The following is a 15,309-nucleotide window of genomic DNA, read 5'->3' on the forward strand; positions in this document are numbered from 1 at the left end:
CCTTCGGGTTATGAGCCCGACGAGCTACCGTGCTGCTCCACCCCGCAACGCTGTTGGAAGAGTGGGTATATGCGCCTTGGCCGGGCTTGTCAAACCTTGTTTACAACTTTTTTCAAATCGCTTATCAGGGCCGTCATGCCAAGCGAAACCTCCGTCACCGTCGTGGTTCCCGTGTTCAACGAGGAATCGAACCTGCCGCCGCTGCTGGACGAGATCGTGCGCGCCCTGGGCGGCGGTTCCCGGCCCTGGGACGTGCTCTTCATCAACGATTGCAGCACCGACGGCTCCCTGGCCGTCATCAAGGCCCTGGCCGCCGCCAACCCGCGCGTGCGCTACCTGTCCTTCCGGGCCAACCAGGGCCAGTCCGCCGCCTTCGCCGCAGGGTTTGCCAACGCCTCGGGCGACGTGGTGGTGACCATCGACGCCGACCTGCAGAACGATCCCGCCGACATCCCCGCCCTGCTCGACACCCTGGACCGCCAGGGCGTGGACATGGTCATCGGCTGGCGCAGGCGCCGCCAGGACAGCTGGGTCAAGCGCGTCAGCTCCCGGCTGGCCAACCGCCTGCGCGACTGGTGGACCCGCGAGACCGTGCGCGACACCGGCTGCTCCCTCAAGGCCATGCGCACCGACATGGCCCGCAGGCTGCACGTCTTTCGGAACATGCACCGCTACCTGCCCACCCTGGTCAAAATGCAGGGCGGCACCGTGGCCGAGGTGCCCGTGAACCATCGCCCGCGCGTGCACGGCGTGTCCAAGTACGGCACCTGGGACCGCGCCCGGGCCGGAGCCTACGACCTCATCGGCGTACGCTGGCTCCAGGACCGCGCCATCCGCTACGAAATCGACGAGCGCAACTGACCCGCGCCCCGCCGGGCCCGCCCGGCGCCCTTTTCAGCGCCCCCGCGTTGGGGTAGGCTGCCCGGGCGCGCCATCGCGGCGTGCCGCACAACCCTCGGCCCCGGCGGCGCCTTTGGACAGACAGGCAAAAATTCTCCTCAAGGGACTGGTGCTCATCGCCTCGCTGGTGGCGGCCGGGCTGGCCGCGCGCCATCTGGGGCTGGCCGACGCCCTGAGCGAGGGCTGGATGGACGCCCACGTCCGCGGCCAGGGCCTGCTGGGCTGGCTGACCTTTCTGGGCCTGGCCGCCCTGGGCACCGGCGTGGGCCTGCCGCGCCAGGTGGTCAGCTTCCTGGCGGGCTATGTGTACGGCTTTGTTGCCGGAACGCTGCTGGGCGTGGCCGGGACGACCCTCGGCGCGGCGCTGTCCTTTCTTTACGCCCGGGTGCTCGGCCGGGGCCCCGTGGCCCGGCGCATGGCCCGGCGCGGCCCCGGGCGCATCGCCCGGGCCGACGCCTTCCTGGCCCGCGCGCCCTTCTCCACGGCGCTGGTCATCCGGCTCATGCCCGTGGGCAGCAACATCCTGACCAATCTCCTGGCCGGTGTCAGCTCCGTGCCCGCCTTGCCCTTCCTGCTGGGCTCGGCCCTGGGCTTCGTGCCCCAGACCGCCGTCTTCGCCCTGCTCGGCAGCGGCTTCAAGGTCGACCTGGCCTGGCGCGTCAGCTTGTCGGCCCTGCTGTTCCTGCTTTCCACCTGGATCGGCTGGCGCATCCACCGTGCCCGGCGGCGCGACGCCGCCCTGGTGGACGACGACGCCTCCGCGCCCGACGCCTCCTCCTCCGGCCAGTAGGCCCGCCCCTGGCCGGGCAGCCCGCCCCGGCATGCCGCGCCGCGCCAAAAGCGCGGGCCCCGGGGCGTGGTGCGCCCCGGAGCCCGCAGCGGCCCGCCAGGGGGGATTGGGCCCGGCCCGGCGCCCGGTGGGCGCCGTGGCCCGGGCCGGTTGCCGCGTGCCCGGGTTTTCGCCGGGCTCCCGGGTAAAGCCTTTTGATCCCGATTTATCGCGCCACAAGTGCGGCGCCCGTTTTCCGCTGGCGGGCTAGCGGTCCGGGGGGCGGCCCGAGGGCAGCCGCAGGCGCAGCCCCCCCGCGCACAGCAAGAGCGCCAGGCCCACCACCAGCAGCGCGGCTCCCGCGCCCGTAAGCCAGCCCATGAGCACGTCCGAGGGCCAGTGCTTGCCCAGGTAGACGCGCGAGTAGCCCACCAGCAGCGGCAGGAGCCACACATAGCGGCGCGGCCCGCGCCACAGCAGGGCGATGGCCACGGCGGCGGCCATGGAGTTGGCCGCGTGGGCCGAGGGATAGGAGGAGCCGGTTTTCTTCACGGGGGCGAAGTCCGGCGGGCGCACCTGCCAGCGGCCGTCTTCCACGAAATGGACCCCGGGCATGGCGTTCAGCGGCCGCAGCCGTCCGTGGGCCTTCTTGAGCAGGTTGGTGCCGCCGTCGGCCACGCCCAGGGCCAGCAGCACGACCAGCAGCCCCGCAAACTGCGCCCAGCGGTAGCGGCGTACGCCCAGGGCGATGCCCGCGCCCACCGCCAGCCACAGGACCACGGGCGACGATATCCAGGGCATGGCCCAGTCCAGGAAAGGGGCGCGCAGGGTGTCGTTGACGAGCCAGAACAGCCAGTGGTCCCAGCCGGGAGTCGAAAAATCCATGTCCTCTCCGGGCCCCGCAGGTCAGATGGGGCCGTTTTCCTTGATCTTCCTGTCCTCGTAGGGTGCCAGGCGCTGGCGGTACCATTCCAGTTTGGCGTGTTCCATGGCCGAGGAGCACATGGACAGCGTGTCATAGGACTCGCCCGCGCGCTCGATGACCAGGGTGGCCAGCTTGTAGATGCAGTAGTTCATCTCGCCCTGGGTGCCGACTTCGGCGGCCAGGGCCCGCAGCTGGGCGTCGAACGCCGCGCGGCGTTCGGGGGTGATGTAGGGCATGGGGCCTCCGGGGGTCAATCCCGGCCAAGGCGCGCCACGGTCAGCAGCGGGGCGGGCACGGCGGCCTGGGCCAGGGGCAAGAGGTGCTCGTGGTGGGTGAAGAAGACGACCTGGGTGCGCCGCGCCAGCTCCGCCAGCGCGCCCAGGGTCGCCCTGGCGCGCTGGTCGTCGAAGTGCACCAGGATATCGTCCACCACGAAGGGCAGGGGCGCGTTGGCGTCCAGGAAACGGTGCAGCCCGGCCAGGCGCAGGGCCAGGAAGAGCTGATCGCGCGTGCCGTCGCTCATGGCCGGTACGCGCACGCGCTCCCCGCCGGGGCGTACGCCCTGGAGCACCGGCTCGCCCCGTTCGTCGAAATCGGCCTCCAGCCCGGCGAAGGAGCCCAGGGTCAGGGCCGCGAACAGCCCTCCCGCACGTTCCAGCACCGGGCCCTGGTGGTCGCGGCGGTAGCGCTCGATCTCGCTGCCCAGGATCAGGGCGGCCAGGCGCAGGCGCACATGGCGGTCCACGTCGGCCTGCAGGCGGCCCAGGACGCCCTGGGCCCGCTCGGCCACCCGCGCCGCGCGGGAGGTGCCGTCCAGGGCCGTCAGGGCCTGGCGCACGCCGCCCAGCTCCTGGAGCAGCGCGTCGTGCTCCGCGCCCAGGGCCTGGACCTCGGCCCGGGCCGCGCCCAGCCCGGCGGCCAGGGCGTCGGGATCCTCTTCCAGGGCCTGGGCGGCAAAGGCCGCGACCTCCCCGGTGGCCAGGGCGGCCAGGGCCTCCTCGGCGCGGGCCAGGGCCTCGCGGGCCCGGGCGCGTTCGCGGGCGTTTTCCTCGGCCCGGGGCAGCTCGTCCGGCGCGGCACATCCGGCCTCGGCGCAGAGCCGTTCCAGGGTCCGGGCGTGGTCGTGTTCGGCGCCCAGGGCGGCGGTGTGGCGCGCGGCGGCCTCCTGGCGGCGTTCGCGCAGGTCCGCGCGGCGGCGGGCGGCATCGCGCGCGGCGGCCAGGCGTTCGAAAAGCCGCACTGCGGCGCGGATGGGGTCCGGCTCGCCCAGCTCCGGGGCCAGCCGGGCCACAGCCTCGGCCACCCGGGTGCAGAAATCCTCATAGTCGCGGGCCATGTCCGCCACGCGCCTGGCCTTGCCCTGCCACTCGGCGACGACGCCCAGCAGCTCGGCCACGTCGTCCAGGAACCCCCGGGCCTGGGCCGGGGTGGCGGCGGCGGGCAGGCCCAGGGGCGCCACGGCCCCGGCCCAGCGGTCGGCCCAGCGGTCCAGCGCCTCCCGGGCGCGCTCCTGGCGCGACTGCGCGGCCCGGGCGCGGCGTTCCAGGTCGGCCGCGCGTTCCCCGGCGCGTTCGCGGGCGGCGCGCAGGGCCTCGGCGTCGCGGGCGATCCGCCCGGCGGCGTCCGCCAGGGCCCCCAGTCCGGCGGCGGCCGACGGAGCGGCCCCGGCGGCCGCCAGCAGGGCCCGCAGCTCCGCGTCCAGGGCCCCGGCGCGTTCCTCCAGCGTTGCGGCCTCGGCCTCGGCCTCCCCCAGGGCGGCCACGATGCGGCAGACCTCGCGGCGCGCCTCGGTCCAGGCCAGCATTTCGCGCGCGGGCAGCGGGTCCACGCCCAGGGGCGCCCACAGCTCTTTCCACTGGGCGCCCAGGGCCCCGGCCTCGGCGTCCAGGGCGCCCAGTCGCCGCCCGGCCCGGTCCAGCCCGCTTTCCAGGCGCTGCACGGCGGCCAGCAGGGCGGCCTGCTCGGCCACGCGCCCGGCCTCGCGGCGCAGGCGGTCGGCCAGCTCGTCGGCCCGGCGCACGGCGGCCTCCTGCGCGGCCTCCAGCCCGCTTGCGCCGAGGCGCGCGACGAATTCGGCCTCGCCCGTCCCGGCGGAACCGGACAGGCGCGCGCGCACCAGGGCCCAGCCCCGGTCGCGCAGTTCCCGCGCGGCCAGCAGGTCGGCCTCGGTGGGCACATCGCCCGCCCCGCGCAGGGCCTCCAGCTCGGCCCGCCGGGCCTCCAGTTCACGGGCCTGGGTTTCCAGCTCGCGGGTGGCGTCGCGCCGTTCGGCGGCCAGGGCGGCCTCGCGGGCCTCGAAGCGCCGCAGGGTCTCGTCGGGCGGCACGGCCAGGGCGACCAGGGCTTTCAGGTCGTCGGGCGGGCCGGGCCACAGGCCCAGAGCCCCGGCCCCGGTCTCGGCCTGCCCGCCCAGGGCCGCGCACTGGGCCCTGGCCCTGGCCAGGCGTTCTTCCAGGTCGCCCTGGGCCTCGGCGCGGCGCAGGGCCCCGGCCAGGGCCGCGGCATCGGGCGCCGGGGGCAGGGCGGCCCGGGCGGCCCGGGCGCGCTCCTGCTCCTCGGCGGCGGCCTCGGCCTCTTCCCGCGCGGCGTCCAGGGCCGCGCCCAGGGCCGCGTGTTCCTGGATCAGCTCGTGGATGCGCTCCTGTTCGCGGCGCGGCAGGCGCAGCTCCCCGGCGCGTTCCAGGGGCAGGTCCGGGCGCAGGGCGCGCAGCATCTCCCGCGCCCGGGCCTCCAGCCGCCGGCAGTCGTCCTCCAGGCCGCGCGAGTCGCGGCGGGCCTTGGCGTGAACTTCGGCCTCGGCGTACAGGGCCTCGATGCGCTCTGCGCCGTGCGCCAGCCCGCTGGCCTCGGGCAGGGCCGCCAGGGCGTCGTCCAGCCGTCCCAGGGCCGCATGCTGCTCTCCGGCCTCGCGCCGCGCGGCGTCCAGGCCCGCCTGAGCTCGGCTGCGGCGTTCGGTGAAGTCCGGCGCCAGCAGCGGTCCGGGGCCCAGCTCCTCCAGCCGGGCCAGCAGCTCCCGGCGCCGGGCCGCCGGGCCCCGGCCCTGGTCCAGGCGTTCCAGGCGCCGGACCGTGGCCCGCAGGGTGTCCAGGCGGGCCTGGATTTCCCCGCGCCGGGTCTCCAGGCGCCGGGCGTCGCGGTTCAGGGCCGCCCAGGCCGCCGGGCTGACGGACAGTTCGCGCTGTTCGGCTCGCAGTTCGCGCAGTTCGGCCAGGGCGGCGTTGACGGCCGAGGTCCTGGCGCGCGGGGCGAAGAGCCTGCGGGCCTCCTCGTCCAGCCCGGCCAGGGCCCTGCGCAGGCCGTGGACGCCCGAGGCCGCGGCGAACAGGTTCTGGCCCAGGGCCCCGCCCGAGCGCAGCAGGTCTTCGCTTCCGGCGGCCAGGGCCGCGTGGCCGATGCCGAAGAGCTGCCCGAAGACTCCCTGGTCCACGCCGCCCAGGCGCCGGACCAGCTCGCGCTGGTCCAGGGGTTCCAGGTCCGGCAGGAGCACGAGGTCGTTCTTGTCCTTCTTCTGGCGGCGCAGTTCCAGGCGCCCGCCGTCCTCGAATTCCAGGAGCCCGCGAATCTCCACGTCCTTGTTCTGGTGTACGAAGTTGTCCGCGAACTGGCGGGGCATTCCGTAGAGGAACTGGCCAAGGCCGCGCAGGGCCGAGCTTTTGCCCGCCTCGTTGGGCCCAAGGACCAGGGTCAGCCCGTCGCCCGGGGCGAGGACCGCGCCGGTGAACGGCCCGAAGGCGACAAGCTCCAGGCGGCGCAGCCTCATGGGGCGTCCTCCCCGGCGGGGGCCCCGGCGAGGGCGGCCAGCAGGCCGCGCACGTCGTCCAGAATTTCGCGGCGCGTATCCGGGTCGTCCAGGTCGGGCAGGTCCACGTCCGTTCCGGGCACGGCGCGCAGCTTGGCCGCGAGGTCCGTGAAATCCGCGCCCAGGGCGGCGAAGGCTTCGGGTTCCCGGGCCAGGCGGTCCAGGGCGCGGTCCAGGGCGCCCTGGGGCGTGTCCGGAGCGGGCTGGGCGGCCCCGGGCGGGGCCGTGCGCAGGACGACCTTCTCCACCCAGGCCCGGCCCGAGGACAGCTCTCCGGCCCGGGCGCGCAGCTCGGCCACCAGTTCCCCGGTGGCGGCGGCCAGGGCGCCGTGGGCCGGGCAGCGGCCCGAAAGGACCAGCCGCACGGCCAGGGGCAGTTCCCCCGCGGCGGCCAGGGCGGCGGCCAGGGGGCCGTCCAGGGCGCGGCAGGCCTCATGCAGTCCGGTGGCGCCGCCCGCGTCCAGGTCCAGCACGGCCCAGCGCATGACATCCAGGGGCAGGTGGCGCACGCGGATCCCGGCCGCGTCCGCGTCCACGCGTACGCAGCCCCGGGGGCCGGTCTCGCGGACGCCCCGGCCCTGGAGCGCCCCGGCGTAGACCACCGGTGGCGCCTGGTGGAGCACCTTGTGTTCGTGGACGTGGCCCAGGGCCCAGTAGTCGTAGCCCTTGGCCAGCAGGTCGGCCAGGCGGCAGGGGGCGTAGGGCGCGTGGCCCTGGCTGCCGGCCACGGCGGTATGCAGCAGGCCGATGTTGAACAGCCCGGGCAGGGGCGCGGGGTAGCCGGGCACGAAATTTTCGGACTCGTCGCGCACGGCGTAGCTGCGGCCGTGCACGGCCACGCCCAGGTCCTCGAATATCGCGCTGCCCGCCGCGCCCGAGGGCAGCACGGTGACGTTGGCGGGCAGGGTCAGGGTGCGGGTCATGGCGCTTTGGGCGTCGTGGTTGCCGCGCACCAGGACCACGCGCACCCCGGCGTCGCGCAGCTCGCGCATGCGCGCGGCGAAGTGCAGTCCGGTCTGGAAGTCCTGCCAGTCGCCGTCGTAGACATCGCCGGCCAGCAGCACCAGGGGCACGGCCTGGGCCACGGCGTAGTCCACGAGGTTGCCCAGGGCCCGGCGCGTGGCCGAGCGTACGGCCTCCACGGGCGCGCCCTCGTAGGCGGGCAGCTTGCGCAGGGGGCTGTCCAGGTGGATGTCGGCGGCGTGCAGGAAGGTCGGCATGGCGGGCCAAGGCTACAACAAATCGCCCCGGGGCGCCACAGCGCGCCGGGGCCGGCGGCGGCTCAGGCCCGGCCCAGCCGCGCGAAAAGGCGCGGCGAGAGCACGCTGTGACGGTCGAAGTCCGCCAGCAGCTCCAGGCCGGGCACCAGGGCGCGGCACACGGGGATGCCCAGGTCCGCCCGGGTCAGGTCCACATAGGCCGGGGGGCGCCCGCTGGCCACGAGGGCGGCCTCGATGCGCGCCAGGTCGCCGCCCGGGGTGCCCGTGGACAGGTCGGGCAGATCCTGCGCCCGGCGCACGGGCAGGTCGGGCGGGCCGGGCAGGGTCGGCGGGCCCCAGGGGAAGGGATAGGGCACCTCGAACAGCGCCGAGGCCGCGACCCCGGGGCCGCACAGCCCCGCAGCGCAGCCCTTGGTCACCTGGCCCTCGGGCCCCAGGGCGAAGGCCCGGTAGCACGGCACGCCCAACTCGGAGGTGATGTCCTCGAACCAGACATCCATGCCCCGGGCGGCGTACTGTTCGAGTTGCGCGCGCAGCTTGCGGTCATCGGATTCCAGGCGGAAGCAGCGCGCCGGATCGTGGGGCGTGACGCATTCGGCGTCGCGCTCGATGACTTCCAAAAGCGCCGTGAGCCGCGCCCGGGCCATGCAGCCGCCCGCGCCCAGGCCCGTGGACCCCGGGGCGCTGAACAGGGCGGGTTCGTCCAGGTTGGCGAACAGGAACACGCACTGCGCCGGAACCAGGATCTCCCCGCCGCCCGCGCGCGCCGCCGGCACCCAGCACAGGGGCGCGTCCGGCGCGGGCGCCTCGATGGGCAGGCTCGCGGGGTCCAGGGCCGCCCCCGGGGGCAGGTCGGCAAAGGGCGCCCGGGTCAGGGGCAGGGGCCTGGCATAGCCCAGGGCGCCTTCGGGCCCCACGTCGGCCCAGGCCGAGCGCCGCTCGCAGATTTCCATGAGCAGGGCCACCTGGGCGGCCTCGAATTCCAGCCCGCGCCCGAAGGACGACTGGACGCCGGACAGCTCGTAGTCCAGGGCGCCGGTGCGCACGCGCACGGCCACCCGCCACTGGCGCACCAGCCCCACCGGCGCCAGGGACATCTGGTGGCGCATCTGCGATGACAGCTCCACCCCCGCGGCGGCCAGGGCGCGCCCGGCGCGGCGCGAGACCTCGGCGGCCCCCGGGGGGCGCGGGTGGGCCCCCGGCGCCGGGGGCGCCACGTCGGCCACAGGCACGAAGCCCCGGGCGGCGGCGGCTATTTCCGCGGGGGAAAAGGGCACGGGCGGCGCACCGGGGCTGCCCGGGGCGGGCAGGGGCGCATGGGTCTCCAGGTTGGCCGCCAGCAGCGCGCTCCAGGCGCGGTGTTCCGCCCGCCGGGGCATGGCCTCCTGGCGCAGGTCCACCAGGGGCGAGGCCGTCGGATCGGGGGCGTCCGGGGTCGCCCCGGTCAGCTCGGGGCGCACCAGGGCTGCCTCGGCCAGGGCCGCGCCCAGGGCGGCGTTGCCGGGATGGCGCCCGGCCAGGCCCTGGGCCTGGGCGGGGTCCATGTCCAGGATCAGCCCCAGCAGGTGGCGGTGCATGAACGTGTCGCCGGGGCGTTCGGCCAGGTAGCGCGCGGCCTGGTCCGCGTCGGGCCGCCCCTCGGGCACGCAGGCGCAGAACCCGATGGTGGCGGCGGTGCCGGTGAGTTCCAGGGTGTAGCGCATGGCTGGCCTCCGGGGAGCGGGCGGGGCGGGGCGACAAGCAAGGGGCGGCCCTTGCGGGCCGCCCCTGCGCTGCGAAAGGGAGCCTACTTGAAGCTGCGGGCGAAGAGGTCTTCCAGGGCCTTTTTGCCGTTGGCCTCCAGGAAGCGCGTGCCGGTGCCCGTGAAGTGCTTGTGCCGGATGACCGGGGCCTCTTCGGGGGCGAAGGCGGACTTGGACCAGCGGAACCAGCCGTCCTTCTCCTGGTCGAAGACGAGCAGCGGCTTGTTGCAGATCTTGGCGTATTCGGCGCCCCAGCCCGTGCCGCCCTTGACGGTCTGGTCCTCCTGCACGGAGCCGACCACATAGACCTCGAAGCCGCTGGCCACCTGCCAGCAGATGCTCTGGAGCACCTTGCGGAACAGGGGAGCGGTGGAGAATTTGCGGTTCATGAGCCGCGAGACGTAGGTCAGGCTCACGTCCTTGAGGGCCAGTTCGTCCTCGGTCAGGGTGCGCAGGCCGCGGGTGCGCTCGGACACATGGCCTTCGAAGGAGTAGTTGACCTCCTCGACGCCGTAGCGCTGGGCCAGTTCGCCAAAGGCGGCCTCGGCGCCCTTGGCGCCGCCGCTGAACAGAATGAAGCCGGTACCGGGCATGTTTCCTCCTCGCAGTACGGGAAATGATGTCGTCTTGCCACCTCTAGCATGACCGGTGCCCCCGCGCAACGTCGGCCGGGCCGCGGCGGGGGCGGGGCGCGCTCCGGGCGGTGCCCGGGAAGGGCGTATCGGCCCGGGAGCCTGGGTGGCGCCGCGACGCCAGGGCACGGCGGGGGGCTGCGCCAGGGGGGCGTCGATGTCCAGGGTGAAGGCGCGGGCGGGGGAGGGCTGGAAGCGGCCAGGCCGGGCGCGGGCGGGCGAATTTCGCGACGGGCGAAGCGCGCGGGGCCCGGGCGGTCGGCGGAGGCTCCTCCGGCCGGATCGGCTCGCCGCCCGGGGCGCACAACCCCGGCCGGGGTTGCGCCAGGGCCGGGTACAAGGCGGCAGGCTGCCCGGAGGCGGACTTTTTCGTTTCCGAATCCTCCAACGTATTTACGAGCCTGTTGAAATTGCCTAGTATGGGTTATGAAGTATGCGCACACCGTATCTGGCTGCCCGGATTCGCAGTGGGAGCCCCTGGACGCCCATCTGCGGGTCGTGGCGGAGCGCGCAGGGGAGTTCGCCGCCGCCTTTGGCGCGCAGGACATGGGCCGCGCCGCCGGGCTGCTGCACGACATCGGCAAGGCCGGGGACGGAGTGCAGGAATATCTGCGCGCCAGCGCTGTGGGGCATACAAGCTTACAATTCTTGGCAAACGAGGATCTTTATGGGTAAGCAGCCGCTTGCCCGACCTGGGCAGCCATTGCAAGTCCACCTTTCCGGTGTTGCGTCCCTGGCCGAAGGTTTCGCTCGGGTGTTTGGGTTGCCGCTCGCCGGGAGGCTGATCGGTTTTGGGCATGATGAAGGCAAACTTTCCGCTTCCTTCCAGCAATACCTTCGATCCGCTACGGGAATTTTTGCCCCGGAGGACGAGGAGTTCATCGACGCCGATGGCCTCAGAGGAAGAATCGACCATTCCAGTGCTGGTGCCCAAAGGCTCTGGCGCGCCATTACGCAGGGGCGTGCCCCGGCGCAAAATATTCTGTTTGCCCAAATGCTGACCCTGTGCATTTGTTCGCATCACTCCGGGCTGGTCGACTGTCTGGGGCCGGAAGGCGAGGACGCTTTCGATAAACGTATCAACAAAGACATCAAGCAGACGCATCTTCAGGAAGTGGTAGGGCTATTCGGCGACGGCTTCGGCGCACCGGGAGAACAGCTGTTGCCCGAGGTTATGTTGGAGATGCGTGCACGTTTTGCCGCGAGGCTTCGTCCGGAAAGGTCCAGTTATTGTGAAGGATGTTCAATTTGCCGCATCCATAACCCTCTCGCCTGGTTCTTCATGGGGCTCATGACTCGGATGCTGTTGAGTTGTCTGATCGACGCCGACCATACCGACAGTGCCGATGTCGAGTACCCGGAAAATACAGCCCTGCGCTTTTCTGGCGCTCCACCTTGGCAGCGGCTCTCCAAGCGTCTGGAGAAAAAACTTGCTGGATTCACTGATGAAAATACCATTAACGCTATTCGCAAGGAAATATCGGAGCATTGCCTTGCCAGGGCTGCGGAACCTAAGGGCATCTTTACTTTGACGGTGCCCACTGGTGGCGGGAAAACCCTTGCAGGATTGCGTTTTGCCTTGCACCACGCCGCGCGCCACAACATGGCAAGGATTGTCAACATCATCCCCTTCACGTCCATCATAGATCAAAATGCCCGGGTGGCACGTGATGTTCTGGAGGACGGCGAGGAATTCGGCAGCGTGGTGCTCGAACACCATTCCAACCTTACGCCGGACAAGGAAACCCCGCGTACACGCCTGGCCTCGGAGAATTGGGACACCCCGGTGATCTACACAACCATGGTGCAATTCCTGGAAAGCCTGTTTCGCGGTGGCACGCGCAGCGCGCGGCGTATGCACCGGCTTGCAGGGGCAGTCATCATTTTCGACGAGATCCAGACGCTGCCCGTCAACTGCGTGCATCTCTTCTGCAACGCTGTGAATTTCCTTGTCCAGGAGTGTGGGGCCAGCATTGTGCTCTGTACGGCTACTCAACCGCTTCTGGGCAGGCTTGACCGGCCTGAGTTGGGCGTGCTCTCTCTTGACCCTCGGTGCGAATTGATGCCGGATCGGGATGCCTTCTTCGGCAGGTTGGAACGAACGGAAATTCTCGACGACACCAAGCCGGGCGGCTGGACCGTCACGGAGGTCGCGGACCTCGCCATCAGCGAACTGCGGCGTACTGGCAGCTGTCTTGTGGTGGTGAACACCAAACGCTGGGCGCGTGAACTGTACGAGGAGTGCGCCGCCCGGGGCATCACCGAGGTCTGGCATTTGAGCACGAGCATGTGCGCGGCGCACAGGTTGCGCGTTCTGGACGACATGCGCAGAGAGCTTGACGCCGGGCGCCCGGTGTTGTGCGTCAGCACCCAACTTATCGAGGCGGGGGTGGACATCAGTTTCGGTGCGGCGATTCGCTTTCTGGCCGGGCTGGACTCCATTGTCCAGACGGCAGGACGCTGCAATCGCAACGGCGACAGTAAGGGTGGCCTGCTTGGCCAAGTGCATGTGCTCAACCCGGACCAGGAGAATTTGAGCAAGCTGAAGGCCATCCGCATCGGACGTGAATCCACTCTGCGCGTCCTTGGCGAATTCCGTGCGGACCCCGCCTCGCTGGGTGGCTCGCTGCTGCACCCCAGAGCCATGGAGCGTTACTTCACCTATGCTTTCTTCAACCACCGCAACGAGATGGCATACCCTGTCTCAAGGGAAGATGTTGGCCATGACGACACGCTCTTCAACTTGCTCTCATGCAACCGACTGAACCCCGGGAACATGCGTACGCAGCCCACTTTACGCCAATCATTCGCCACAGCCGGAGGGCTTTTCAAGGTCATTGACGCGCCCACGTGCGGCGTCCTCGTTCCTTACGGTGAAGGCACGGAGATCATTGCCCAGCTGTGCGGGGCCTTGGATTCGCAGCAGGAGAAGATGCTGCTTCGGCGCGCGCAGCGATACGCTGTCAATACATTCCCAGAAGTTTTCAAGACACTGTATGACGAACGGGCCTTGTACGAAACAAAAAAAGGACTCGGAATCTGGTGCCTTGACCCTCAGTATTATAGCGGAAATTTTGGTGTTTCTGTTGTTGCGACTGAAAAAATGTCTCCGCTCATCTACGATGGAGGTGCGTAGTGAACAACGACATCGCGTTTCGTCTCATCGGGCGCTATGCCCTGTTTACCGATCCGCTGACGCGCATCGGCGGAGAGAAGTGCTCATATCACATCCCTACGTATGAGGCATTGAAAGGCGTCGTCAAATCGATCTATTGGAAGCCAACGCTGATTTGGTTCATCAACAAGGTACGGGTGCTGCGCCCCATACGTACCCAAACCAAGGGAACAAAGCCACTCGGCTATGGCGGGGGCAACAGCCTCGCCATCTATACCTTCCTGGTCGATGTCGAATACCAGGTCCAGGCGCATTTTGAATGGAACGAACACCGCCCGGAGTTGGCCCATGACCGCATTGACGGCAAGCATTATGAGATAGCTCAGCGCGCCCTGGAGCGTGGCGGCAGGCAGGACATTTTCCTGGGGACGCGCGATTGCCAGGGCTATGTGGAACCCTGCCGCTTCGGCGAAGGCGAGGGACACTATGATAACCTTGATGAACTCAGCTTCGGGCTCATGTTTCATGGCTTCGACTACCCGGATGAAACCGGGGAAAAGGTCATGCGTAGCCGATTCTGGCGACCGGAGATGCGCCGTGGAGTCATCGAGTTTCCCCGCCCCGAGAACTGCGACAGCCGCCTCTGCAAGACAGTACGCCCGATGACGGCGAAATCCTTTGAGCCAGGGCGTAATTTTCGTACAACCGAGGAGGAGGAAATTCTGTGAGTTGGATGCAGACACTCTACAAAACGCATGAAGCCTCCTCTTTCTTCACTGTGAAAGAAAATGAGGAACTGAATCTGGTTCCGGATAGCCATAGCACTGCACGTGCGCATATAGAAATTGTCCTCGATAAAAGTGGGACGCTGTTGCGGGCAAGCGTTGTTGACAAAAACGACGCCACTACAATGATCCCCTGTACAGAGGCGTCAGCTACACGCACTGGTGCGAGGCCAGTGCCGCACCCGCTATGCGACAGTCTGCAATATCTTGCAGCAGACTTTCGCAAGTACGGGGGCGTGGTCACCAGTGGCTTCGCGGGCGACGAGGATGAACCCAGGGCCAGCTACCTTGCGCAGCTGCGCAAGTGGGTGGCGGCGTCGCCGCATCCGAAGACCACGGCGATTCTCAACTATCTCGATCGTGGTGCGCTGATTGAGGATTTGGTGAAGAAAGGCGTGCTCCCACTCAATGCGGAGGGGAAAATCGCTGCCAAGAAAACGTCCAATACGGCGATGCATCCCCTTTGGGCCGCATTTTCGACGGACCAGTCTGCGGGCAAGGCCGTCGTGCGCTGGCGGGTGGAAATCCCGGGAAACCTCGCCTCCGGTGTGTGGGAGGACCAAAGTCTTCTGGACAACTGGGCGGCTTATTACCCCTCCACCATCGAAGCCAAAGGGCTGTGTATGGTGAATGGCGGCGAAGTAGCCCTGGCCAGTTTGCATCCGGCGAAGCTCCGTCATGCTGGCGATAAGGCTAAGCTCATCTCTTCCAATGATTCCTCCGGGTTCACCTTTCGTGGGCACTTCACGGATAGTGCTGGCACGCAGGCTTGCGGCGTGGGCTACGAGGTGAGCCAAAAAGCGCATGGTGCCTTGCGTCGGCTCATTGCTCGACAAGGGTATCGTAACGATACCCAGGTCTTCGTCTGTTGGGCGGTCTCCGGCAAGCCTACGCCCAGCGTCCTAGAGGGTTCCAGTGACTGGTTGGATGAACCCGTCTTACCAGCAGAAGGCGATAAACAGGAGCAGGCCGGACCAGACCACACGCGAGATATCGGCCAAAGCTTTGCGCTGCGGCTGAACAAGTTCATCGCGGGCTATTCCGCCGTGCTTGATCCCACCGAAGCTATTGTGGTTATGGGGTTGGATTCCGCCACGCCGGGCCGCATGAGTGTCATCTACTACCGTGAACTTCTCGGTTCGGAGTTCCTGGCGCGGCTGAAGAAATGGCATGAGGACATGGCTTGGCCGCAGATCGTGTCTGCCAAGCAGACGGAGAAAAGCAGGCAGAGGAGGGCGCCGGTCGACATGTGGCGGGCTTGTGCACCCGCGCCCAAAGCCGTGGCCGAGGCGGCCTATGGACGCCGCCTGGACATCAAGCTCAAAAAAGCCACGGTGGAACGGCTTGTTCCCTGCATTGTGGAAGGGCGGGATCTGCCTGCCGACCTGGTCGAAAGCTGTGTCCGACGTGCGGCCAATCGAC

12 protein-coding genes are annotated in these 15,309 nt (G+C 69.7%); 6 read left to right on the forward strand and 6 right to left on the reverse strand.

Features of this window, described 5'->3' with window-relative positions; all coding sequences use genetic code 11:
• Positions 1 to 135 precede the first annotated feature (135 nt).
• Together M0P34_RS06220 and M0P34_RS06225 are read left to right on the forward strand one after the other, a co-directional pair.
• On the forward strand, positions 136 to 861 hold the full coding sequence (locus tag M0P34_RS06220; RefSeq protein ID WP_291497504.1) for a glycosyltransferase family 2 protein: 726 nt from the start codon (positions 136 to 138) through the stop codon (positions 859 to 861).
• Positions 862 to 973: 112 nt separating this feature from the next.
• Entirely contained in the window at positions 974 to 1,690 is a 717-nt protein-coding gene (locus M0P34_RS06225) for a VTT domain-containing protein (protein ID WP_291497506.1), read from the forward strand.
• Between the two features lie 246 nt (positions 1,691 to 1,936).
• On the opposite strand, the gene M0P34_RS06230 is transcribed toward M0P34_RS06225, so the two are convergent.
• The 6 genes from M0P34_RS06230 to M0P34_RS06255 all read right to left on the reverse strand — a co-directional run bounded on the left by M0P34_RS06230 (position 1,937) and on the right by M0P34_RS06255 (position 9,948).
• Entirely contained in the window at positions 1,937 to 2,554 is a 618-nt protein-coding gene (locus tag M0P34_RS06230; protein WP_291497508.1) for a phosphatase PAP2 family protein, read from the reverse strand.
• 21 nt (positions 2,555 to 2,575) lie between these two features.
• Positions 2,576 to 2,830 carry a hypothetical protein gene (locus M0P34_RS06235; RefSeq protein ID WP_291497509.1) on the reverse strand — a complete coding sequence of 85 codons (255 nt, stop codon included), beginning with the start codon at positions 2,828 to 2,830 and terminating at the stop codon, positions 2,576 to 2,578.
• 14 nt (positions 2,831 to 2,844) lie between these two features.
• A complete protein-coding gene (locus tag M0P34_RS06240; RefSeq protein WP_291497511.1) occupies positions 2,845 to 6,354 on the reverse strand; it encodes a YhaN family protein in 3,510 nt (1,169 codons plus the stop codon).
• Complete coding sequence (locus M0P34_RS06245; RefSeq protein ID WP_291497513.1) at positions 6,351 to 7,613, reverse strand: DNA repair exonuclease; 1,263 nt, start codon at positions 7,611 to 7,613, stop codon at positions 6,351 to 6,353. The genes M0P34_RS06240 and M0P34_RS06245 overlap by 4 nt, the downstream gene beginning before the upstream one ends.
• Before the next feature lie 62 nt (positions 7,614 to 7,675).
• Positions 7,676 to 9,316 carry a YcaO-like family protein gene (locus M0P34_RS06250; RefSeq protein WP_291497515.1) on the reverse strand — a complete coding sequence of 547 codons (1,641 nt, stop codon included), beginning with the start codon at positions 9,314 to 9,316 and terminating at the stop codon, positions 7,676 to 7,678.
• 83 nt (positions 9,317 to 9,399) lie between these two features.
• Positions 9,400 to 9,948, reverse strand: a complete 549-nt coding sequence (locus M0P34_RS06255; RefSeq protein ID WP_291497517.1) for a hypothetical protein — start codon at positions 9,946 to 9,948, stop codon at positions 9,400 to 9,402.
• Between the two features lie 465 nt (positions 9,949 to 10,413).
• Between M0P34_RS06255 and M0P34_RS06260 the strand changes: the two genes are divergently transcribed.
• The 4 genes from M0P34_RS06260 to cas8c all read left to right on the forward strand — a co-directional run.
• Positions 10,414 to 10,662, forward strand: coding sequence for a hypothetical protein (locus M0P34_RS06260; protein ID WP_291497519.1), 249 nt, complete (start codon positions 10,414 to 10,416; stop codon positions 10,660 to 10,662).
• Entirely contained in the window at positions 10,655 to 13,123 is a 2,469-nt protein-coding gene (locus tag M0P34_RS06265; RefSeq protein WP_291497521.1) for a CRISPR-associated endonuclease Cas3'', read from the forward strand. Before M0P34_RS06260 ends, M0P34_RS06265 begins: the two co-directional genes overlap by 8 nt.
• Positions 13,123 to 13,830 (forward strand): type I-C CRISPR-associated protein Cas5c, encoded by a 708-nt coding sequence (gene cas5c / locus M0P34_RS06270; RefSeq protein WP_291497523.1) that lies wholly within the window; start codon positions 13,123 to 13,125, stop codon positions 13,828 to 13,830. The genes M0P34_RS06265 and cas5c overlap by 1 nt, the downstream gene beginning before the upstream one ends.
• 5 nt (positions 13,831 to 13,835) lie before the next feature.
• On the forward strand, positions 13,836 to 15,309 hold a 1,474-nt coding region (gene cas8c / locus M0P34_RS06275), incomplete at its 3' end, for a type I-C CRISPR-associated protein Cas8c/Csd1 (RefSeq protein ID WP_291497525.1).

Source organism: Desulfocurvus sp., assembly GCF_023230885.1.
In the GTDB taxonomy this organism is placed as follows: domain Bacteria; phylum Desulfobacterota; class Desulfovibrionia; order Desulfovibrionales; family Desulfovibrionaceae; genus Desulfocurvus.

Bases quoted from the DNA above. Each gene is read 5' to 3' on its own strand.
- M0P34_RS06265 (WP_291497521.1), top strand. From the start codon at position 10,655: ATGGGTAAGCAGCCGCTTGCCCGACCTGGGCAGCCATTGCAAGTCCAC.
- M0P34_RS06255 (WP_291497517.1), bottom strand. From the start codon at position 9,948: ATGCCCGGTACCGGCTTCATTCTGTTCAGCGGCGGCGCCAAGGGCGCC.
- M0P34_RS06235 (WP_291497509.1), bottom strand. From the start codon at position 2,830: ATGCCCTACATCACCCCCGAACGCCGCGCGGCGTTCGACGCCCAGCTG.
- M0P34_RS06250 (WP_291497515.1), bottom strand. From the start codon at position 9,316: ATGCGCTACACCCTGGAACTCACCGGCACCGCCGCCACCATCGGGTTC.
- M0P34_RS06245 (WP_291497513.1), bottom strand. From the start codon at position 7,613: ATGCCGACCTTCCTGCACGCCGCCGACATCCACCTGGACAGCCCCCTG.
- M0P34_RS06220 (WP_291497504.1), top strand. From the start codon at position 136: ATGCCAAGCGAAACCTCCGTCACCGTCGTGGTTCCCGTGTTCAACGAG.
- M0P34_RS06240 (WP_291497511.1), bottom strand. From the start codon at position 6,354: ATGAGGCTGCGCCGCCTGGAGCTTGTCGCCTTCGGGCCGTTCACCGGC.
- M0P34_RS06260 (WP_291497519.1), top strand. From the start codon at position 10,414: ATGAAGTATGCGCACACCGTATCTGGCTGCCCGGATTCGCAGTGGGAG.
- M0P34_RS06230 (WP_291497508.1), bottom strand. From the start codon at position 2,554: ATGGATTTTTCGACTCCCGGCTGGGACCACTGGCTGTTCTGGCTCGTC.